Here is an 18,898-nt window from a genome sequence, read left to right as displayed (position 1 = left end):
CCTAAGGAACGGAAGTTCCATCAACCGATGTTGATGCTTTCTATAACTCAGATATAGAAAAAGCAACACTTCACGTTCCTGCATCTGCAATCGAGGCTTATAAAACAACAGCCCCTTGGAGCGGATTCGGAACTATTAAGGCTATCGAAGGGACCGTAGGTATTGAATCTGTAGAAGCCCGTGGCATCGCCATCCAGTCAGCCGGTGGTTTCATCTACATTTCCGGTCTCGACAACAACGAGAAGGTCAGCTTCTATGGCATCGATGGCAAGTCCCTCGGCACCGCCACCGCCATCAACGGCACAACATCTTTCGCCGCTCAATCCGGCTCTGTCGTAGTAGCCAAGATTGGCAAGGAAAACATAAAAATCGCAGTGAAATAACATCCGCCGCAGCCCCTCATTGCTGTAGGGTCTTTACTTTATGTAAGACCGCCCTTATTAAATAACAAATATAAACATAACAATAACAATACGCCAACACCCGACCTCGTGGCTGAAAAAAATGTGTCGGGAAAAAGATTATGAATAAAAGATTTACTGCATTAATGACAACGCTCATCCTTAGCGTGTTCTTCTCAATCTCTGCATCCGCAGATGTTGTTGAGGTAGATGGTATATATTATAATTTGATATCATCAAAAGGCAATGTTGCAGAAGTAACAAAAGGAGATAAGAAATATGAAGGAGACATTACAATTCCTTCTTCAATTAACGTAAACGAAGAAGAATATACAGTAACAAGTATTGGAAATGATGCTTTCTATCGTTGCAGCGGCTTAACATCAGTCACAATCCCGAATTCTGTAAAAAGTATTGGAGAGCTTGCTTTCTCTCGTTGCAGCAGCTTGACATCAATCACAATCCCGAATTCCGTAACAAGTATTGGAAGTTCAGCTTTCGCATATTGCAGCAGCTTGACATCAGTCACAATCCCGAATTCTGTAAAAAGTATTAAAGCATATACTTTCTATGATTGCAGCGGCTTGACATCAGTCACAATCCCGAATTCTGTAAAAAGTATTGGAGAGCTTGCTTTCTATAATTGCAGTGGCCTCACATCAGTCGCAATCCCGAATTCTGTAACAAGTATTGGAGGTTGGGCTTTCGAATTATGTGAAAATATTGAAAACGTTTATTGTTACGCAGAGGAAGTTCCATCAACCGATGTTGATGCTTTCTATAACTCAGATATAGAAAAAGCAACACTTCACGTTCCTGCATCTGCAATCGAGGCTTATAAAACAACAGCCCCTTGGAGCGGATTTGGAACAATTAAAGCTATCGAAGAAACCGAAGGTATTGAATCAGTAGAAGCCCGCGGCATCACCATCCAGTCAGCCGGTGGTTTCATCAACATCTCCGGTCTCGACTCCAATGAACAAGTTGACTTCTTCGCCGCCGACGGCAAGGCTCTCGGCAGAGCAAAGGCCATGGGCGGCTCCGCCACTTTCGCGGCTCAGAGCGGCTCGGTGGTGGTTGCTAAGATAGGGAAAGAGAGCGTGAAAATAGCAGTGGAATAGAACTGTGTAAAATTAAGAATTAAAAAAAAATAATTACATGCCGAAAATGACGAGAAAATCCGTCAAACATTTGGTGAAACGGAAAATTTGCACTATCTTTTGATAAGATAGGCTGCATTTTGGGAATAAAAATAAAACTTTTTGAGATTTTATTTTGCATTCCGCAAAATTTGCACTATCTTTGCCCCGAAAAGTCAAACTAAGTGAGCGAATATGAAAAGGACTTATGTATTAAATAAACTTTCGATGCTAAAGAGAAAACTGTCCGAATATGGCGTTTCCTCAATAGGCTTGTTTGGCTCCACCGTCAGAGACGAGAACGGTCCGGACAGCGACATCGACATACTCGTGGATTTCAAAGACGGCAAGGAGACATACGACAACTTCATGTCAGTATGCGACTTGCTCCAATCCGCATTCAAGCGTAGTAAACTCGACGTAGTGACAAAAAAGGGATTGAGTCCATACATCGAGCCAATCATACTAAATGAAACAAGATATGTGTAAGTCATACGTTCTGTATCTTGTCCATCATCGGCGAGGCTACAAAGAAAGTGCCTGCCGACGTTAAATATCAGTGGCAAGAAATCTCATGGCGTCAAATGGCAGGAATGAGAGACAGGCTTGTTCATGACTACATGGGAGTGAACTATATGATAGTGTGGGATGTGGCAAAGAACATAATTCCTACACTTATTCCTCAAATAGAAAAGATCCTTTCTGTTGCAGATAAAAACGACTAATACTTAGAAAATATAATTCTCGTCCCGCAAGGCCGCAAGCCCTGCGGGATTTTTTTCCCCCGCATCCCTTTCTTTTCCCAAAAACATTTCCCCTCATTCCTTCGGCATGTCTCTCTCACTCGGGTCAGCTCGCCGCTGTAGGGTCTTACTTCATGTAAGACCGCACCCCGATTTTGTGATTTTATTTTTACCACAGAGATAAAGAGTTTTTTAGTGTTGGAGTAGGTCGCAAGCGACGGAGCACACAGAGCTGTGTGCGGCATAATTTATGCGCAGCCCTCTGTTGTCTCTAAATGCCTTGGCATTAATCTCAACACACATCCGAACATCTCTTAAACTCTTAATCTCTGTGGTTTAAAAAAATGGTGGATTTCGTCGGTATTTCGGGAATAAAAATAAAAAATGTTAAATAAGGTATCGATTTGTGATTCTTATCTTCGCAAATTGTGTATTCCGCAAAATTTGCACTATCTTTGCCCACGATAAACGTAATAATTAAAGCTTATGAGCACTGCAACAGTATATGACAGCAATATAGTAAGTCCACTCGATGCCCTTTGGACGTTGTTTATCAGCCAACCAAAGTCAGTACGTACTGCGTTCACGAAGCGTCTTTTCTCACAAGACTCCTCAGCTTACGCAGAACTGCAACGAGCCGTCGTGGGAAAAAGTTTTAAGAAAGCTCTGAAAGAGTTGGAAGAGGCAGAGAAATCCGGACTGGAGAATTTACCCGACGCATCTATACTTTTCGATTGATCTTGTAGCATATGGAAACATTGATAAGGATGTTGCCAGAATTTGAACATAGGGCGAAAATGTTGGCAAAAAATACAAGTCGTTTGTGCAAGACTATAAGATATTTATCGAATCGTTAAAGACAAACCCCATACAAGGCAAATCATTGGGAGGCGGAGTATATAAAATACGTATTTCCATATCATCCAAATCAAAGGGCAAAAGTGGTGGAGCGAGAATTTTGACGTATAATGTCAAAAGGGTCAATCAAGAAAAATTTATCGTTGTATTGATGTCAATATACGATAAAAGTGAAATGGATAACGTTTCAGACGGTTATCTTAAGGATATCTTGAAAGAAGCGAAACGTTTGACTTAAATATATCACAAAACAGAACCGGGGATTGTCTCGTGTATTCTTGAACCGTGAAAAAGTTAACTTGTTAACGGTTAACTGGTAACTTTTTCAAGTTGACAAGTTGACGAGTTGATTCTGTTCAGTTGACGAGTTGATTGTTCCAATGCCCGCCGCTAATCTCCGATTGTTGCGGTATTACCGCCGCTAATCTCCGGTATTGTCCGCCGCTAATCTCCGCTGTAGGGTCTTACCTCGTGTAAGACCGCAACCCGATTTGTCGCGGATATGCAACCCGATTTTCGGCCGATTTTCGGCGGGCGGTCTTACACGAGGTAAGACCCTACAACTATAATGCTCCCATTTTTTCGAACCAGTGCATAAGTCAAATAAATTTTGTAACTTTGCACTCGCAATGAATACTCAAACAACTCGTAGAAAACTCACCCCTGAGTTCAAAGCAAAGGAACTGCGTGAAGGCATCAAGAACTACATTGAATACTACAACACCAAGCGCCCTCATCAGGGTATTGAGCACCAGATCCCGATGACGAAATATACCAAAATCGCTGCATGATGAAAAAAAAAGCAAATTACTTGCCAGTTCCGCAAAGAATGATTACCTTTGCAGCACCCAAGGAAAGGGACTTAGGCTCCCCGTTGCCTGTTGTTCTACCTGCGGAATGCATGTAAGTTTTGCCTAAGAAACTAACATCGCTGGTCTGAAAAGCGGTAGTAGTATAAGAAAATGAAAAGACAATAAATATGAAAAGAGTAATTTGTTTAATGCTGAGTTGCTTCGCGCTCTCAGCGTTTGCCCAGGAGATGGGCAACTATAAAGGCTACACTGCCGATGGCGGTACAGTTACTATCAATAGCGACAAAGGACAGTTGGTCATACAGCGATATACTGACTATGGTTGGAAAGTAACGACCCTGCCAGAGGGGAAGACCATGGCAGATGTGCGTCCGTCTATAACACTGACAGGCACTGCAAAGGATGGTGTGACCGTGTCAGACGATGATGCAGAGCTGGTGATTTCGTACGGCAATTCGTCAGTAGTAGTCAACAAGCAGACATCACTGCTTTCATTCAAGGATAACGGAGTGGTGCGATTGAGTGAGAAGACATGTCTTGACAATGGCTCGGCTACCAAAACCGTGACATTCGCCGCACAAAACGAAAACGGCTTCTATGGTGGCGGCTACAACGGTCGCTTTGGTAGTGTAGATGGACAGACACTGCGAATGAACAACACACAAAAGTACAATTGGGATCAGGAGCATAAGGATCCGAACAACATCTGTGTTCCCTTCGTCGTATCGACCAATGGCTATGGCGTACTTTTCGAAGACCACTATATCGATGCAACCATCAAGCCATCAAGTATGGAAGGCATCAGCTATACCACTCAGTCGCCTACTCCTATCAGCTACGTATATGTGGGCAGCGAGGACGGCACTCAGGCTGGTGTGATGAAGACATACGGTGAACTGACTGGTACACACGAACTGCCACCTTACTGGGCACTCGGCTACATTAGCAGCCGCTACGGCTACCACTCACAGGAGGAGACAGAAGGTGTTATCGCTTCTCTCGAACAGGCAAAGATGCCTGTCAGCGGTGTTGCGCTCGACCTCTTCTGGGAAGGCGAGAAACAGAATGGCATGGGCAACCTCGACTGGTACAAGCCTAAATGGCCTAATCCTACTCAGATGATGACAGACTTCAAGATGAAGGGCATACACACCATCATCATCACCGAGCCATACTTTGCTGAAGAATCTACAAACTACCTGCCGCTGCTCAATGCTGGGCTGTTTGCCGACCCGGAATGTCCTAACATGACATGGATGAGCGACAACAAGGTGGGCCTCATCGACTTCATGAATCCTGCCGCCATCGATTGGTACTGGACTTTCTATAAGGCACGTACCGAAGAGGGCGTTGACGGATGGTGGCTCGACCTTGGCGAACCTGAAATGATTACCGAGGGTACCATTCATGCTGACGGCTCCACACATCTTCAGGCGCACAATGAGTTCGGACAGAAGTGGATAGAAGGTTTATGGAACAAGTGGAAGCAAGAGTACCCAAACAAACGTCCTATCTTCCTCCCACGTTCTGGTACAAGCGGCATGCAGCGTTACGCTACGTTCCCTTGGACAGGTGACATTGCACGCACATGGAGTGGAATGAAGTGCCAGGTGCCAGCACTCATCAATGGCGGCATGTCTGGTCTTGGTTATCTGAGTAGCGACATTGGCGGTTTCGTAGCCGAACAAGACAATACGGATGAGAAGATAATCAATCCTGAGCTCTATATGCGCTGGTTTCAGATGGGTATCTTCACCCCTGTGCTTCGTACCCATGCTCAGTATCTGCCTGAGCCTTATCAGCCAGAATACAATGAGTATCGCGACATCATCAGCGACTATCTCGCTTTGCGCTATAAGATGCTGCCATACATCTACTCGCTTTCATGGCTCAACACCACACAGAACACTCCTATCACAGCACCTGTGAACTTCTACACTGATGAGGAGAAGCATATCGCCGAACTTGATGATGAATACCTCTTCGGGCCTAATATGCTGATTGCTCCAATAACGGAACCTGGTGCTATAGGACGCAAGGTGGTACTTCCTTCGGGAGAATGGATGGAAATGACATCCTTGAAAACCTATGAAGGCAACCAGACAATCAACTTCGCTGACATAGAACTCGATATGCCTGTGTTTTTACGCCGTGGCACATTCACTCCATACTATGCCCAGACCGAATATAGCAACATAGAGAACATCAACCGAGGCAGACTGCAGGTAGTATATCCACTCGGCCAAGGAGATGCTTGGGATTTCACCCTCTATGACGACGATCACGAGTCGGCACAGGTAGGCGACAAGTATGAACTCATCACCTTCAGTGGCAAGTACGAGGGCAATAGCCACATAATCTCCCTCAAACAGCAGTGCACTGAGGCATACGAGAACCGTCCTGCTGTACGTGAGATAGACTTCGTTGTGCCTCTTTATAAAGATCAGAAGGTGACATCAGTTACTAGCAATGACATCTCCATTACAGACCAGAAGTACTTCCCAGAGGATGGTGTGCTAACCTTCCATGCCAGCGTTCCTGCTATGGGAAATGCCCAAAGCGCCATCACCATAAACTTCGACAACTCAACCGACATCAGCAATGTTTATACTGTTAGCGATTCTGCTGACAAGGCTAAGAAGTATCTCATCAACAACTGCCATATAGTAATCGAAGCAAATGGTAACAAGTATAATGTAAACGGAACGAAGCATTAATTGGCATAGAGAACCCGCTTCACTACTACCTTCACTTGGAAGAAGGTGAAGTAAAAAAATAAGTAACGTGAGTTCGATGAATTGGAATGATACGGATATTGGCTTCCAGCCAATTACCAATCATAGTATTTTCGTCGAGCTCACGTTATATTAATGGTACCCGCAAGCCTTCCAAAGACTGCGAGTCGAAGATTTATAATGATTTTATGACTCGATTTTTATCATAACTTTTTTTGCAAGTGTATATAAGAATCACAGGGGAACAATAGCTACAAAGTCTCAATTTCTTCATCCGTCAATCCTGTCATCTCAGATATGTCAGCTGCGGAGAATCCTTTGGACTTCATTTTTCGTGCAATAACCTTTTTTTCCTCTGCATGCCCTTCTGCACGTCCTTCTGCACGTCCTTCCCTACGCGCCGAGTCAATAGAGTTCTTGATGTCGCGGTAGGCCTTGAGGCTATCCTCATACTCACGCAGCTCCTCGGGGGTGAAAGTGGCTATCTCGGCCTCCTTGAACAGGCGATCGAACACCTTGTCGCGCAAAGCCTTGGGGCGGCTCTCCAATTTATATAGGTTCTTTAGCACGAAAAGCCACTTGTCGTAAAGCGTCTCCAACTCGTCCTCCTTCTTCTTAAACTTGGCAATCTCCACATATATGAAGTCGAGCTTCTTATAGAACACCTTGTTGGTCTTGATGTCACAGAGCTTTACGGTGTGGGTTATCTCCTTCTTATCGAAGGCATCCTCCTTCATGTCAAAGTTCAAAAGAGCCACGGTATAAACGCGTGAAAGCTTAAAGTCCCAGTCGGCACTTTTCTTCGCCTGTTCGCGGATGGGAAATGTGGAATAAAACAGTGAGCGGTCCTTGAAGAAGTCCTGATAGGCATTCTGCATCTCGACGATAAACTTCTCACCATCATCGCCCTCACAATACACGTCGAAAATTGCCTTGTGTGCCGAGGCATTGTCGCCGAAATGCTCCGTGTTGAGATACTTCACGTCCTTGATAACCTGCTTGCCGTCAAACAGGCTATTGAGGAAGTTGATCAGCAGTTCCTTGTTGGGAGCAGTGCCGAATATGCGTTTGAAACCGAAGTCGGTCAGCAGACTGATGTATCTTTCTTCTATTCCATTCATACCACAAAATACAATTTTGCTGCAAAAATACGAAGTTTTTTTGAAATCAGCAAGAAAACAACGGAAATTTTTATATATCAGGGATATTGGGGTCACCAGTAAAAGTGTGTGGATTAGGCATAGATCTTCATTAGTCTGAAGAGAAAGAACTTACGGTCAATGATACCTCTGAGTTGTGCTCTGAAATGCTTGATCTTTGCATTGAGGGATTCTGCTGATGCATTGGTAGAGCGATTGACAAAATAGTTAAGGATCTCATCCTCACGGTCGTACATGGCGGCAGCAATAAGGCATCCCTTGCGACCATGTGCATCCATGTTCGAGGCTATTGTGTATACCTCTCCCGTGGACAAGCATGTCTCATCTATGCTGACGTGAGGACTTATGTCCTCTGGGAAGATGAGCCACTCGTCAGCATGGCCTAGTTCAGACCATTCACGATAGCCGCTTAGGTGGTCCTTGTAGGCTCTGCCATACTCATCATCGTCTATGTGATAGTCATCCTCAAACGAACGGGCCGTTATAGGGCGCGTCTCCAAACGCTTCTTTTAAAAAATCCGCCAACTCGGTTGAGCAGTGGGTGGACTCCTGAATGAGATTGCATTCGGTCATCACGTTGTGACCATCTGCATCAAGCCATCTGCGACGGCGCACGTGAAGCAGTACTTCCTGACCTCTAATCGGAAAGTTGTGAAACGCACTTTCGCGTGTAAATCCATTGGGGCGCAGGTCTTCTCTGTCGTCAGGTTTCTGCTCGTTCTCATCGAGATAAAGGTGAATCACCTGTGTGTCACCTTTCTTCTCGACACGTACAGTCTTCAAGTCAAACCAGTCAAGCATGTGGGCTGGCAATAGGCATTCCGCTAAGAGTCTATACTGTTCCATTTTGTTCTAACGTTTACTCTATAAACGTACACCTGCTTGCTTTTATTGTGCTATGCTATCCACACGCTTTTGCAAGTGACCCCAAATTTACCCGACGCATCTACACTTTTCGATTGATCTTGTAGCCTTGAACCGTGAAAAAGTTAACTTGTTAACGGTTAACTGGTAACTTTTTCTTTTTATGTCTTAGCTTTGGGATCTTTATTCTCGTTCCTTTCTTCAGGACGGTGTTTTCCTTCATGCCATTAACGGCTTCCACGTAGCACGACATTCCGGGGCCGAGCTGGCTTTGGGCTATTTTGCCAATGGTCTGACCCTCTTGTGCCGTCACGGTCTTGTCGATACCTACTATGATGTATGCTCCGGTGCGGATGCGGACGTCGGAGGTGTTGTATCGGGAGTAGTCTTCTTCCGCTGACGGTGTGGAGGTGGCTGGCTGTGTAGCAGGAGATGTGGCTGACACTTCTTTCTTTGTGGGGGAAGTGTCGGCGACTTTTTTGGCAGTTGCAGATGTGTCGGCGAGGACTTGCTCTTGATTTGCAAGGCGTTGCTTGCGCAGCTCGGCTGTCTGCTTGTCGAGTTGTGCGGCATAGTCGGCTATTTGCGACTTCTTCTCTTGGTGCTTTCCCTCTTCCAGTCCGAACATATATCCGCCATAAGCTGCTGCTGCCATGAGGATAAGGCAGACAACGGCTGCTACCACCCATTTCCAGTAGCTGCCACTGGTCTCGCTGTCGTCGTCAAAGACGTCTGGCGACGCGGTGTCGTCGTCATCATCATCTTCTTCTTCTTGGTCGCAGGGACCGTTGGCCACCACTTCGCGTGCGGGGACTTCTTCTGACGTAATAGTTGGTGGCTCTGGCTCTTCCGTTGTCTCAACAATCGTAGTCTCTGGCTCTTCTGTTGTCTCAACAATCGTAGGCTCTGGCTCTTCTGTTGTCTCAACAATCGTAGGCTCTGGCTCTTCTGTTGTCTCAACAATCGTAAGCTCAGGCTCTTCGACGATGGTGGTCTTTTCTGTTGAAACTTCAGCTTGAGTGTCTTGTGTCTCTTGAGTGTTGTCTTGTGTCCCTTGAGTGTTGTCTTGTGTGTCTTGAGTGTTGTCTTGTGTCTCTTGAGTGTCTTGTTCGGTTTCCGATTCCTCTACGCCGGTGTTGTTGTCGGGTTCGAAGTTGTAGGTTCTGTCAATTTCCGACAGATCGACGCCATCGTTAAGTATGACGGTCTCAAACTGTGAGAAGGGACGGTTTACCATTTCCTTCATCACCGCATCGGGGGTGAAGGTGATTTTCTGATGTCCTTCGATGAGCACACGTTCGCCGGTATTGACATTGATGCTTGCCCTCGGGTCGATGTCGATGATCTTGAATGTGCCGAAACCTTTTATCTTTACGAGCTTGTCTTGTTCAAGACCTTCCTTCACGATCTCGAAGATGGCCACGACAAAGTCTTGTGCCTCCTTCTCGTTGAGACCGTTTTTCTTCACAAGGATTTCAGCGAGTTGTTGGATAGTATATTTGCCCATGGTTACTTCTCGCCTCCTTTCTTTACTTTTTCTTTCCAGATGGCTGCTGGCTTGAAATTCAAGACCAGTTTCGGTGGCACCAGCATACGCTGTTGGGTAGCCGGGTTCACCATGATACGTTCCAGCTTCTTCTTAATGTCGAAGGAGCCGAAGCCGGGTATTGACACTGAGTGGCCCTCCTGGAAGCCGTCGCTCATCTTGTCGATGACGTTGGTCACCATCCTCTGTGTGTCTGACACCGTATAGCCTAATCGGCTCGACAGTCGTTGTATGAATTCCTTGTTGTTCACGTTGTCTGTTTTTATCTCCCTAATCTCGAACTTATTTCTTCACTATCTCTCCGTAGAGGTCAAACTCCTCGGAGTCTGTTATTCTCACGTCGTACATCTGTCCTACGCGCAGTCGGCGGTCGGCTGCTGGTATGAGCACTTCGGGATCTACCTCGGGCGAGCAGTATTCGGTGCGTCCGACATAGTAGTCGCCTTCTTTCCTGTCAACCACTACCTTCATCACCTTTCCCACCTTCTCGGCTTCCAGCTCGGCACTGATGCGCTGCTGGAGGGCCATGAGTTTGTCGAGTCGGTATTGTTTGGTAGTCTCGGGCACGTCGTCGTCATAGTGGAGTGCCGAGTAGGTGCCTTCTTCCTCAGAGTAGGCAAAGGCGCCCATACGCTCGAATCTCGCCTTACGAGTGAACTCAAGCAGCTGCTCGAAGTCGTCGTCGGTCTCGCCGGGGAATCCCACCATGAGGGTGGTGCGGAGATGGATGCCTGGCACCTCGCGTCTGATGCGTTCTATCAGTTCGTATGTCTCTCGCTTTGTCACATTGCGGTGCATGCGTTCGAGCATGTGGTCGGAGATGTGCTGGAGAGCTATGTCGAGGTATTTGCAGACGTTGGGTTTCTCTCTGATCACCTCAAGCAGTTCCCACGGGAAGTGGGTGGGGTAGGCGTAATGGAGGCGTATCCATCTCACGCCCTTGATGTCGGCCATCCTCGATATGAGTTCGGCGATGTGTCGCTTGCCGTCGATGTCGATGCCGTAGTATGTGAGTTCTTGTGCTATGATCTGAAATTCGCGCGTGCCGTTTTCCACCAGCTGTCTTACTTCGTCGAGGATGTCGTCGATGGGGCGGCTTTGGTGCTTACCCGTGATGATGGGTATGGCGCAATAGGCGCAACGGCGGTCGCAGCCCTCGCTAATCTTGATATAAGCATAGTGACGCGGGGTGGTGATATGGCGTTGTCCGTCGCAGAGGGTCATCTCCCCTTTGCCGAGGTCGCGCAGCAGTTCCTTGTAGTTGAATTTGCCGTAATACTTATCTACCTGTGGTATCTCCTGTTCCAGCTCTTTCTGGTATCGCTGTGAGAGACACCCCATGACAAAGAGCTTCTTCAGTCGTCCCTCGTCTTTTGCCTGTGCCAGCTCGAGTATGGTGTTGATGCTCTCTTCCTTGGCGTCCTGGATGAAACCGCAGGTGTTGACGACGGCAATCTCTCCTTGCGGATTCTTGCTGTCGTGTGTGCAATGGTAGCCGTTAGCCTCAAACAAGCCCATGAGGGTCTCGCTGTCAACGAGGTTTTTCGAGCATCCCATGGTTATGATGTCAATAGTGTTCTTTTTCAAAATCTCAGTTGTTCTTAAATAGTGAATCGACAAATTGGACTTTGTTGAAGAGCTGGAGGTCTTCCATCTTCTCGCCCAGTCCTATATACTTTACGGGCACCTTGAGCTGGTCGCTGATGCCGATGACCACACCACCCTTGGCGGTGCCGTCGAGCTTGGTGATGGCGAGTGACGTTATCTGTGTGACGGCGGCAAACTGCTTTGCCTGTTCGAAGGCGTTCTGTCCGGTGCTTCCGTCGAGCACGAGCAGCACCTCGTCGGGGGCTTCGGGCAGTACCTTCTTCATCACGTCCTTTATCTTCTTCAGCTCGTTCATGAGGCCCACCTTGTTGTGCAGACGTCCGGCGGTGTCGATGATGACCACGTCGGCGTTGTTGGCTTTCGCGCTGCTGAGGGTGTCGAAAGCTACCGATGCTGGGTCGCTGCCCATCTGTTGTTTCACGACGTTGACGCCGACCCTCTCGCCCCAGATGCAGAGCTGTTCGACGGCTGCTGCACGGAAGGTGTCGGCGGCTCCGAGATACACTTTCTTGCCAGCGTTCTTAAACTGGTAGGCGAGTTTGCCGATGGTGGTGGTCTTTCCCACACCATTGACACCCACTACGAGGATGACGTAAGGCTTATGGTCGGCGGGAAGGTCCCAATTGTCGTTGTCGTCGGTGTTGTTTTCTGACAGCAGGGCGGCAATTTCTTGACGCAGTATGGAATTGAGCTCGGAGGTGCTTACATACTTGTCGCGTGCTACTCTTTGTTCTATCCTCTCGATGATCTTGAGGGTGGTGTCCACGCCAACGTCGCTAGTGATGAGCACCTCTTCCAGATTGTCGAGCACGTCGTCATCAACCTTTGATTTGCCAGCTACGGCACGGGCCAGCTTGTCGAATACGCTGGTCTTTGTCTTCTCTAAGCCCTTGTCAAGGGTCTCTTTCTTGTTTTTGTTGAAAAATCCAAATATTCCCATCTTGTGTCAAATTTGAGAGCAAAGTTACGATTTTTTTTTCATATTCAAGTGGTTTTTTCTGAAAAAGTGCTGTTAGGGCGTGTTTTTTGTCGAGAATAATATCATCGGGAAATGGTAAGTAGCTAAAAACTATGGTTGTTTGCTCAATAAGCGGTATATACGGCATAAGGCTGCGAGGCCGACGACTTTTATTGCCAAGGCCTTGATTTTGTGTTTCAGCGATAACGGACCGAGACGGATGGGGTGCGAGGGCAGGGTGGGGCGGTCGCCCGTCAGCTGGCTTGTGGTGATCTGGCAGTCAACGGCACGCATATAGTATTGCATGGCGAGGTCGCTATTGTCGAACGCCCATTCGAGGGTTTTGATATGATGGCCGAGCAGCATCCTCCACTCTTTGCCTCCCGCCTTCTCGGTGATGCCTTCGGGATTGAAATGATAGTGGTAGAAGCCTGCTGGTGTGGTGGCTATGACGTTAGCTTTCTGCAAGAGTGACGGTATCGTGGCCACGTCTTCAAACACCACGCCCTTGGGAAACGATATGTCGGTGAAGAGGTGGCGACGGTATATCTTGTTCCACGCATAGGAATGTTCGTAACCCTTCTCTTCGAGCCAGTATCTGCGCGCGTCGTGGTAGGTGTGTTCGGCGAACGTTATTTCACGTTTGCCCTTGATGCCGAATTCTAAGATGTCGTATTCGGGGTGGGCCATGATGACGCTGCGCAGGGAGTCGAGGGTGTGGTCGTCGAGGGTGTCGTCAGAGTCAACAAACATTAGGTACTGTCCCGTCGCCTTCAGTATGCCGTAATTGCGTGCGTCGCTCAGGCCCCCGTTGTCCTTGTGGTATATCTCCATGGAGGGATGTTGAGCGGACAGATGGAGGGCGCGCTGCAGACTACCGTCGGTGGAGCCGTCATCGACGACGATCACCTGAATGTCGGCTCCTGCCTGACGGATGATGCTGTTGAAACAGGACTCGAGGGTGTCGATAGTATTGTAAACGGGTATGATGATAGAGATGAGATAGTGCATGATGGGAAAAAATAAAAGGCTACAACCAACGAGATATTGATTGCAGCCTTTGTGTTATTGTGTGCGAAAATTAGTTCTTGAAGAAGTCCTTAACAGCCTCGTTGGGAACCATTCTCTCATCGAAGATGTAAGCACCAGTCTTGGGGCTCTTCACCATCTTGATGACCTTTGAGTAAGCGCGACCGTCCTGTTTACCTTCGCGGAGGGTAGCGACGACTTTCTTTGCCATGTGTCTTAGTGCTTAAAAAAATTAATATTATTTGATCTCCTTGTGAAGTGTCATCTTTTTCAAGATGGGGTTGTACTTCATAAGTTCCATTCTCTCAGGAGTGTTCTTACGATTCTTGGTCGTAATATAGCGGCTTGTACCTGGCTGGCCACTGTTCTTCATCTCAGTGCACTCCAGAATAACCTGTACTCTATTGCCTTTAGCTTTCTTTGCCATTGTTATTACTCTCCTATCACTTTAATGTCCTTCCAGTCAACGAAGCCCTTTGAAACAGCCTGCTTCAGAGCGGCATCGAGACCCACTTTATTAATCAATCTCAGACCAGCAGCGCTGATCTTCAAGCTAATCCAGCAACCTTCCTCTACATAGTAGAACTTCTTGCTGAAAAGGTTAACATCAAAGCTGCGCTTTGTGCGGTGCTTTGAGTGAGACACATTACAACCTATCTGTGCCTTCTTTCCCGTAATCTGACAAATCTTCGACATTTCTATCTAAGTTTTTTGTGTACTTTTTTAATAACTTATTCCAAACAGGGTGCAAATTTAGCGACTTTTTTTGGAATTTCCAAATCTTTGCAGCTAAAAATCAACTTTTTAAGGAATATTTTGATTTTATCCGCTGTTTTTGGGGCAAAAAGGGCTTTTTATTGCTCTTTTTCTGTGTTTTCCGTGTCTTCTTCGTTGAGAAAATCGCAGAACATCTGCATGGCCTTGTTTGTGGCTATGGCGAGGTTGATGTCGCGGCCGAAATCTTCTGTCACGAGGAGGGTCTTCACATTGTAGGGAGTGCCGCAAGCAAGCCATATCGTGCCCACGGGAATCTCCTTGGTGCCTCCGCCGGGACCAGCGAAACCAGTGGCTGCAATGGCGTAGTCGGTGCCGAGTGTCTCGCATGCGCCCTTGACGAGCTGGATGGCCACCTCCTCGCATACGGCGGTCTTCTCCATCATGAGTTCGCGATCTACTCCGAGGAGCCGTTCTTTGATCTCTTCGGTGTAGCATACTATTCCTCCTTTGAAATACTTGGATGCTCCGGGGATGGATATTATGGCTTCGGCTATGCGTCCGCCTGTACAGCTCTCTGCTGTGCCTACGGTTTTCTCCCTTTCCCAAAGCAACTGGCTTATCTCTCTACTGATTATCTTACTCTCAAAGTCCATATCAAATCGTGTTTTTTTGTTATTTAAATGTCGTTTTTGCGAATGCAGGGATGCTGATGTCGCAGAACTGCTTGTCGAGATACTTGTAATGTCCCACGATGCCGATCATGGCGGCATTGTCTGTAGTGTAGCTGAATTTCGGTATGTAGATAGTCCATCCGAAGCGCTTGGCATGGTCGTGGAAAGCGTTTCTGAGGCCATTGTTTGCGCTCACTCCTCCTGCTACGGCAACATGCTTTATCCCAGTCTGTTTTACGGCCTTGCGCAGTTTCTTCATGAGAATATCGACAATGGTCCACTCGAGGCTGGCTGCAATGTCTGCTTTGTTCTTCTCGACAAAGTCGGGGTCTTCGGCTGTCCAGTTGCGCAGCGAATAGAGGAACGAGGTCTTCAGACCGCTGAAACTGTAGTTCAGGTCGGGAATCTGCGGTTCGGCGAATTTGAAAGCCTGCGGGTTGCCTTGTCGTGCCAGACGGTCGATGATAGGTCCGCCCGGATATCCGAGTCCCATGACCTTCGAGCATTTGTCGATAGCCTCGCCAGCAGCATCGTCGATGGTCTGTCCGAGGACTTCCATATCGTTATAGGCGTTTACCTTCACTATCTGTGAGTTGCCGCCGCTGACCAGGAGGCAGAGGAAAGGCAGCGGAGGTGCCGACATGTCGTCGTCGCTCTCCTTTATGAAGTGGGCCATGACGTGTCCTTGCAGATGGTTGACATCGATGAGCGGTATGCCCAAAGCCCTTGCGAAGCCTTTGGCGAAGCTGACACCCACGAGCAGCGAACCCATAAGTCCAGGTCCTCTTGTGAATGCCACTGCCGAGAGTTGTTCCTTGGCGACACCGGCTTTTTTTAGTGCCTGGTCAACCACGGGCACCACATTCTGCTGATGGGCTCTTGAGGCCAGTTCGGGAACGACGCCTCCGTAGGCTTCGTGTACCGCCTGGCTGGCGGTGACGTTGCTGAGCAGCACACCGTCGCGCAGTACGGCTGCCGACGTGTCGTCGCAGCTGCTTTCTATGGCGAGAATGTAGATATTGTCCTTCTTTGTGTCCATACCTTATTATATTATTAATAGGTGAGAATCTCTACCCCGTGTTCTGTCATCACAAACGTGTGCTCCCATTGTGCGCTTGGTAGTTCGTCGCCGGTGATCACCTCCCAGCCGTATTTGTCGTCGGCGTCGATAAACACTTTCCATGTTCCTTGGTTTATCATCGGCTCAATAGTAAATACCATTCCTGGTACGAGCAGCATGCCTTGTCCGCGATGACCGTAGTGCGTGACTTCGGGGTCTTCGTGGAATTGCAGTCCCACGCCATGGCCGCAGAGATCCCTGACGATGCCGTAACCGTATCTCTTGCAATGTTTCTCGATGGCGTGTCCGATGTCGCCGACAAAGCCGTATGGCTTGGCTGCTTCAGCGCCAATCTCAAGACACTCCTTCGCCACGCGGACGAGTTGTTCCTTTTCGGGTGTTGTCTTGCCGATGATGAACATGCGTGAGGCGTCGGCATAGTATCCGTCTAATATGGTGGTGAAGTCAACGTTGACGATATCTCCCTCCTGGAGAATGTCTTCGGCCTTGGGAATGCCATGGCACACCACCTCGTTGATGCTGGTGCATACGCTCATGGGGTAGCCCTCGTATCCCAGGCATGCTGGTGTGGCTCCGTGGGCTTCGCAGTAGTCTCGGCATATCTTGTCGATTTCGAGTGTTGACATGCCTGCCCTAATGTGTTTTGCCACTTCGTCGAGGACACCGGTGTTGACCACACCGCTTTTTCTTATTCCTTCTATCTGTTCTGGTGTTTTTATCAGGTCGCGTGTCGGGACGAGTTTACCCTTGTTCTCCCAATACATGACCTTCTTGTCCATCTCTGTTGGCTCTTGCCCTTTTATGAGATGCCATCTCTTTTTCTTTCCAAACATAAGTAAAATGTGTTATAACAAGGTGCAAAGTTAGCATATCTTTTTCAGAAAACAAAAGACTATTTGTTTTTTTACATTAAATAATGTATAATTTTGGCTTTTTCGTTCTTTATGGCGCAAAAAAATAGCTCCGGAATACAGTATCACTACTCTTTCCGGAGCTCCATTACCTTAAAAAGACACCTATTGAATGTGTTTGTTTATTAACTAAATAATTATTCAATTTTGGAGCACGGAATGTACGAACATTCCTTGCTGACTTTGCCTAAAGTCTGCAATGTGGTGTCAATTATCTCTGTGATTGCATTGTTTGCATACCGATTGTTACTTGGTTTCTTCTTTAGGCGCTGCAAAGATAACACATTATTTTATTAAATCAATATTCGTTGAACATTTTTTAGGAAAAAATAACGTTATGATTCATTCCGTCGCCTTTTGACCATGTTTTTTTTGGCGTGCCTTGCTGATTATCTGCTGATAATCATCTTTTTGCCGTGTCTGATGTATATGCCTGGACGGGTAGGTGCGGGACCTACAGGTATGCCATTGATGTCATACCACGTATCGCTGCCTGAGGAGGGAACGGACAAGATGTTGTCGATGCCTGAGTCAACGATAAAGTTCTTCAGACTTTGCATGGCAAGAAGCGGCTTGCCCGTTTTGCTGTCGTAGAGTGGGGCATACCACCATCCTTCCATGTGGGTAGTAGCATACGGATAGGCATTATACTCCATCCACCACCAAAACAGTCCGTTGACACTCTCATGCTTGTTGAGCATGGTGATGAGGTCGTCGGTGAACGCCTTTTGGCCGTCTTCGGTGATGGGGTATTTCCATTTGTAGTCGTAAACGGCATCTTTCAAAGCCCATGAATAGGCATATCCTACTTCGACTATCATAATCTTTTTGTCGGCATAGCGGCTCTCAAGGGTGTTGATGGCTTTCTCGAGGGTGGGTATGTCCTTATGCCATGCGGGATAGTAGCTGAGGCCGATGATGTCGTAGTCAACGCCGGCATTTTTCATCTTGTCATAGAAGTTGGTCAGCACATTGGTTTCTGTGGCACGTTCTGTGTGGAGGATGATCTTCGCCTCGGGACACTCTTCACGACAGGCCTTGCCCGCTTGCTTCAGCAGGGTGGTGAAGCGGCTCCAGTTGGCGTCGTTGCCGAGGTAACACTTCTTGAGCGATAAACTGCTGGCTTTTCCCCAGAGCATACCATAGCTTATCTCGTTGCCGGTCTGGATGAAGTCTGGCTCAGCCCCTGCCTCCTTCATCTGAGCAAGGGCGTCCTTGGTGTAGTCGTAAATCTTTGTGTAGAGGTCGTTGTCGCTCAGGTTCTCCCAGGCTTTGGGAGTCCACTGCTTCTCAGGGTCAGCCCATGTGTCGGAGTAGTGGAAGTCGAGCATTAGCTTGAAGCCGGCGTCCTTGATGCGCTTGCCAAGCGACTTGACGTATTCGATGTCCTGGCAGGCGTTAGGGTCTTTGTCAGAACCTGTGTAGTCGGCGGGGTTGACAAAGAGGCGTACGCGCATGGTGTTTAACCGCTGTTGCTGGAAGAGTTCAAGAGCGGGACATCTATTGCCGTTGAAGTCGAGATACCAGGCATTTTTTGATTCGTTAAGAGGCAGACACGAGATATCGCCTCCTACATACTTTTGAGCATGGGCAGTGCCCGTGGTCATTAAAAGTATGAGAAGTAGATTAGTGAATTTCATAAGCGTTATTTTTTTTGTGTGTGAT

At 47.6% G+C, this 18,898-nt stretch carries 23 protein-coding genes; 7 read left to right on the top strand and 16 right to left on the bottom strand.

Annotation, left to right across the window (positions count from 1 at the left end; genetic code table 11):
• Window positions 1–197 precede the first annotated feature (197 nt).
• On the bottom strand, window positions 198–386 hold the full coding sequence (locus CIK99_RS13735) for a hypothetical protein (protein WP_094382054.1): 189 nt from the start codon (window positions 384–386) through the stop codon (window positions 198–200).
• Window positions 387–523: 137 nt separating this feature from the next.
• Between CIK99_RS13735 and CIK99_RS13730 the strand changes: the two genes are divergently transcribed.
• The 7 genes from CIK99_RS13730 (at window position 524) to CIK99_RS13705 (ending at window position 6,670) form a co-directional block, all read left to right on the top strand.
• Window positions 524–1,522 (top strand): leucine-rich repeat domain-containing protein, encoded by a 999-nt coding sequence (locus CIK99_RS13730; protein ID WP_216822812.1) that lies wholly within the window; start codon window positions 524–526, stop codon window positions 1,520–1,522.
• Between the two features lie 246 nt (window positions 1,523–1,768).
• On the top strand, window positions 1,769–2,029 hold the full coding sequence (locus CIK99_RS13725; RefSeq protein WP_254047817.1) for a nucleotidyltransferase family protein: 261 nt from the start codon (window positions 1,769–1,771) through the stop codon (window positions 2,027–2,029).
• Between the two features lie 17 nt (window positions 2,030–2,046).
• Entirely contained in the window at window positions 2,047–2,265 is a 219-nt protein-coding gene (locus CIK99_RS13720; protein WP_256387411.1) for a DUF86 domain-containing protein, read from the top strand.
• A gap of 504 nt (window positions 2,266–2,769) precedes the next feature.
• Window positions 2,770–3,021 (top strand): hypothetical protein, encoded by a 252-nt coding sequence (locus tag CIK99_RS13715; RefSeq protein ID WP_094382050.1) that lies wholly within the window; start codon window positions 2,770–2,772, stop codon window positions 3,019–3,021.
• 85 nt (window positions 3,022–3,106) lie between these two features.
• Window positions 3,107–3,379 (top strand): type II toxin-antitoxin system RelE/ParE family toxin, encoded by a 273-nt coding sequence (locus CIK99_RS13710; protein WP_094382049.1) that lies wholly within the window; start codon window positions 3,107–3,109, stop codon window positions 3,377–3,379.
• Window positions 3,380–3,770: 391 nt separating this feature from the next.
• A complete protein-coding gene (locus tag CIK99_RS15020; protein ID WP_144008009.1) occupies window positions 3,771–3,932 on the top strand; it encodes an integrase core domain-containing protein in 162 nt (53 codons plus the stop codon).
• A 188-nt stretch (window positions 3,933–4,120) separates the two neighbouring features.
• Window positions 4,121–6,670: a TIM-barrel domain-containing protein gene (locus tag CIK99_RS13705; RefSeq protein ID WP_094382048.1), complete on the top strand. Its 2,550-nt coding sequence runs from the start codon at window positions 4,121–4,123 to the stop codon at window positions 6,668–6,670.
• Between the two features lie 269 nt (window positions 6,671–6,939).
• Here the strand turns inward: CIK99_RS13705 and CIK99_RS13700 are convergent, their stop codons facing one another.
• The 15 genes from CIK99_RS13700 to CIK99_RS13630 all read right to left on the bottom strand — a co-directional run bounded on the left by CIK99_RS13700 (window position 6,940) and on the right by CIK99_RS13630 (window position 18,873).
• Complete coding sequence (locus CIK99_RS13700) at window positions 6,940–7,809, bottom strand: Rpn family recombination-promoting nuclease/putative transposase (protein WP_094382047.1); 870 nt, start codon at window positions 7,807–7,809, stop codon at window positions 6,940–6,942.
• A 113-nt stretch (window positions 7,810–7,922) separates the two neighbouring features.
• On the bottom strand, window positions 7,923–8,348 hold the full coding sequence (locus tag CIK99_RS13695; protein ID WP_094382046.1) for a transposase: 426 nt from the start codon (window positions 8,346–8,348) through the stop codon (window positions 7,923–7,925).
• On the bottom strand, window positions 8,314–8,694 hold the full coding sequence (locus CIK99_RS13690) for a hypothetical protein (protein ID WP_094382068.1): 381 nt from the start codon (window positions 8,692–8,694) through the stop codon (window positions 8,314–8,316). The genes CIK99_RS13695 and CIK99_RS13690 overlap by 35 nt, the downstream gene beginning before the upstream one ends.
• Window positions 8,695–8,845: 151 nt before the next feature.
• Window positions 8,846–10,219, bottom strand: a complete 1,374-nt coding sequence (locus CIK99_RS13685; RefSeq protein ID WP_094382045.1) for an HU family DNA-binding protein — start codon at window positions 10,217–10,219, stop codon at window positions 8,846–8,848.
• Window positions 10,220–10,221: 2 nt separating this feature from the next.
• Window positions 10,222–10,533 (bottom strand): HU family DNA-binding protein, encoded by a 312-nt coding sequence (locus CIK99_RS13680; protein ID WP_305775633.1) that lies wholly within the window; start codon window positions 10,531–10,533, stop codon window positions 10,222–10,224.
• Window positions 10,534–10,540: 7 nt separating this feature from the next.
• Window positions 10,541–11,845 (bottom strand): 30S ribosomal protein S12 methylthiotransferase RimO, encoded by a 1,305-nt coding sequence (gene rimO, locus CIK99_RS13675; protein WP_094382043.1) that lies wholly within the window; start codon window positions 11,843–11,845, stop codon window positions 10,541–10,543.
• 4 nt (window positions 11,846–11,849) lie between these two features.
• Entirely contained in the window at window positions 11,850–12,806 is a 957-nt protein-coding gene (gene ftsY / locus CIK99_RS13670; RefSeq protein ID WP_094382042.1) for a signal recognition particle-docking protein FtsY, read from the bottom strand.
• A gap of 129 nt (window positions 12,807–12,935) precedes the next feature.
• Window positions 12,936–13,835, bottom strand: coding sequence for a glycosyltransferase (locus CIK99_RS13665; protein ID WP_094382041.1), 900 nt, complete (start codon window positions 13,833–13,835; stop codon window positions 12,936–12,938).
• A 70-nt stretch (window positions 13,836–13,905) separates the two neighbouring features.
• On the bottom strand, window positions 13,906–14,064 hold the full coding sequence (locus CIK99_RS13660) for a DUF4295 domain-containing protein (protein WP_094382040.1): 159 nt from the start codon (window positions 14,062–14,064) through the stop codon (window positions 13,906–13,908).
• Between the two features lie 27 nt (window positions 14,065–14,091).
• Entirely contained in the window at window positions 14,092–14,280 is a 189-nt protein-coding gene (gene rpmG, locus CIK99_RS13655; RefSeq protein WP_094382039.1) for a 50S ribosomal protein L33, read from the bottom strand.
• 5 nt (window positions 14,281–14,285) lie between these two features.
• Window positions 14,286–14,549, bottom strand: coding sequence for a 50S ribosomal protein L28 (rpmB, locus tag CIK99_RS13650; protein ID WP_094382038.1), 264 nt, complete (start codon window positions 14,547–14,549; stop codon window positions 14,286–14,288).
• 158 nt (window positions 14,550–14,707) lie between these two features.
• The gene (locus CIK99_RS13645; RefSeq protein ID WP_094382037.1) at window positions 14,708–15,223 is read right to left on the bottom strand and encodes a CinA family protein; all 516 of its coding nucleotides are present in this window, start codon (window positions 15,221–15,223) and stop codon (window positions 14,708–14,710) included.
• A 19-nt stretch (window positions 15,224–15,242) separates the two neighbouring features.
• Window positions 15,243–16,280 (bottom strand): tRNA (adenosine(37)-N6)-threonylcarbamoyltransferase complex transferase subunit TsaD, encoded by a 1,038-nt coding sequence (tsaD, locus tag CIK99_RS13640; protein WP_094382036.1) that lies wholly within the window; start codon window positions 16,278–16,280, stop codon window positions 15,243–15,245.
• A 14-nt stretch (window positions 16,281–16,294) separates the two neighbouring features.
• The gene (gene map, locus CIK99_RS13635) at window positions 16,295–17,155 is read right to left on the bottom strand and encodes a type I methionyl aminopeptidase (protein WP_094382035.1); all 861 of its coding nucleotides are present in this window, start codon (window positions 17,153–17,155) and stop codon (window positions 16,295–16,297) included.
• Window positions 17,156–17,622: 467 nt separating this feature from the next.
• Window positions 17,623–18,873, bottom strand: coding sequence for a glycosyl hydrolase 53 family protein (locus CIK99_RS13630; protein ID WP_094382034.1), 1,251 nt, complete (start codon window positions 18,871–18,873; stop codon window positions 17,623–17,625).
• Between the last annotated feature and the right edge of the window lie 25 nt (window positions 18,874–18,898).

It is taken from the genome of Prevotella sp. P5-92, from assembly GCF_002251245.1.
GTDB lineage: Bacteria > Bacteroidota > Bacteroidia > Bacteroidales > Bacteroidaceae > Prevotella.
This window is presented reverse-complemented; position numbering and strand designations above follow the sequence as displayed.

What these genes read in the sequence shown, in the direction of transcription:
- CIK99_RS13730 (WP_216822812.1), top strand. Translation starts at nt 524, where the DNA reads ATGAATAAAAGATTTACTGCATTAATGACAACGCTCATCCTTAGCGTG.
- CIK99_RS13715 (WP_094382050.1), top strand. Translation starts at nt 2,770, where the DNA reads ATGAGCACTGCAACAGTATATGACAGCAATATAGTAAGTCCACTCGAT.
- CIK99_RS13630 (WP_094382034.1), bottom strand. Translation starts at nt 18,873, where the DNA reads ATGAAATTCACTAATCTACTTCTCATACTTTTAATGACCACGGGCACT.
- CIK99_RS13685 (WP_094382045.1), bottom strand. Translation starts at nt 10,219, where the DNA reads ATGGGCAAATATACTATCCAACAACTCGCTGAAATCCTTGTGAAGAAA.
- CIK99_RS13690 (WP_094382068.1), bottom strand. Translation starts at nt 8,694, where the DNA reads ATGGAACAGTATAGACTCTTAGCGGAATGCCTATTGCCAGCCCACATG.
- CIK99_RS15020 (WP_144008009.1), top strand. Translation starts at nt 3,771, where the DNA reads ATGAATACTCAAACAACTCGTAGAAAACTCACCCCTGAGTTCAAAGCA.
- CIK99_RS13665 (WP_094382041.1), bottom strand. Translation starts at nt 13,835, where the DNA reads ATGCACTATCTCATCTCTATCATCATACCCGTTTACAATACTATCGAC.
- tsaD (WP_094382036.1), bottom strand. Translation starts at nt 16,280, where the DNA reads ATGGACACAAAGAAGGACAATATCTACATTCTCGCCATAGAAAGCAGC.
- CIK99_RS13660 (WP_094382040.1), bottom strand. Translation starts at nt 14,064, where the DNA reads ATGGCAAAGAAAGTCGTCGCTACCCTCCGCGAAGGTAAACAGGACGGT.
- ftsY (WP_094382042.1), bottom strand. Translation starts at nt 12,806, where the DNA reads ATGGGAATATTTGGATTTTTCAACAAAAACAAGAAAGAGACCCTTGAC.
- rpmB (WP_094382038.1), bottom strand. Translation starts at nt 14,549, where the DNA reads ATGTCGAAGATTTGTCAGATTACGGGAAAGAAGGCACAGATAGGTTGT.
- CIK99_RS13735 (WP_094382054.1), bottom strand. Translation starts at nt 386, where the DNA reads ATGTTATTTCACTGCGATTTTTATGTTTTCCTTGCCAATCTTGGCTAC.
- map (WP_094382035.1), bottom strand. Translation starts at nt 17,155, where the DNA reads ATGTTTGGAAAGAAAAAGAGATGGCATCTCATAAAAGGGCAAGAGCCA.
- CIK99_RS13705 (WP_094382048.1), top strand. Translation starts at nt 4,121, where the DNA reads ATGAAAAGAGTAATTTGTTTAATGCTGAGTTGCTTCGCGCTCTCAGCG.
- CIK99_RS13645 (WP_094382037.1), bottom strand. Translation starts at nt 15,223, where the DNA reads ATGGACTTTGAGAGTAAGATAATCAGTAGAGAGATAAGCCAGTTGCTT.
- rpmG (WP_094382039.1), bottom strand. Translation starts at nt 14,280, where the DNA reads ATGGCAAAGAAAGCTAAAGGCAATAGAGTACAGGTTATTCTGGAGTGC.
- CIK99_RS13725 (WP_254047817.1), top strand. Translation starts at nt 1,769, where the DNA reads ATGCTAAAGAGAAAACTGTCCGAATATGGCGTTTCCTCAATAGGCTTG.
- CIK99_RS13700 (WP_094382047.1), bottom strand. Translation starts at nt 7,809, where the DNA reads ATGAATGGAATAGAAGAAAGATACATCAGTCTGCTGACCGACTTCGGT.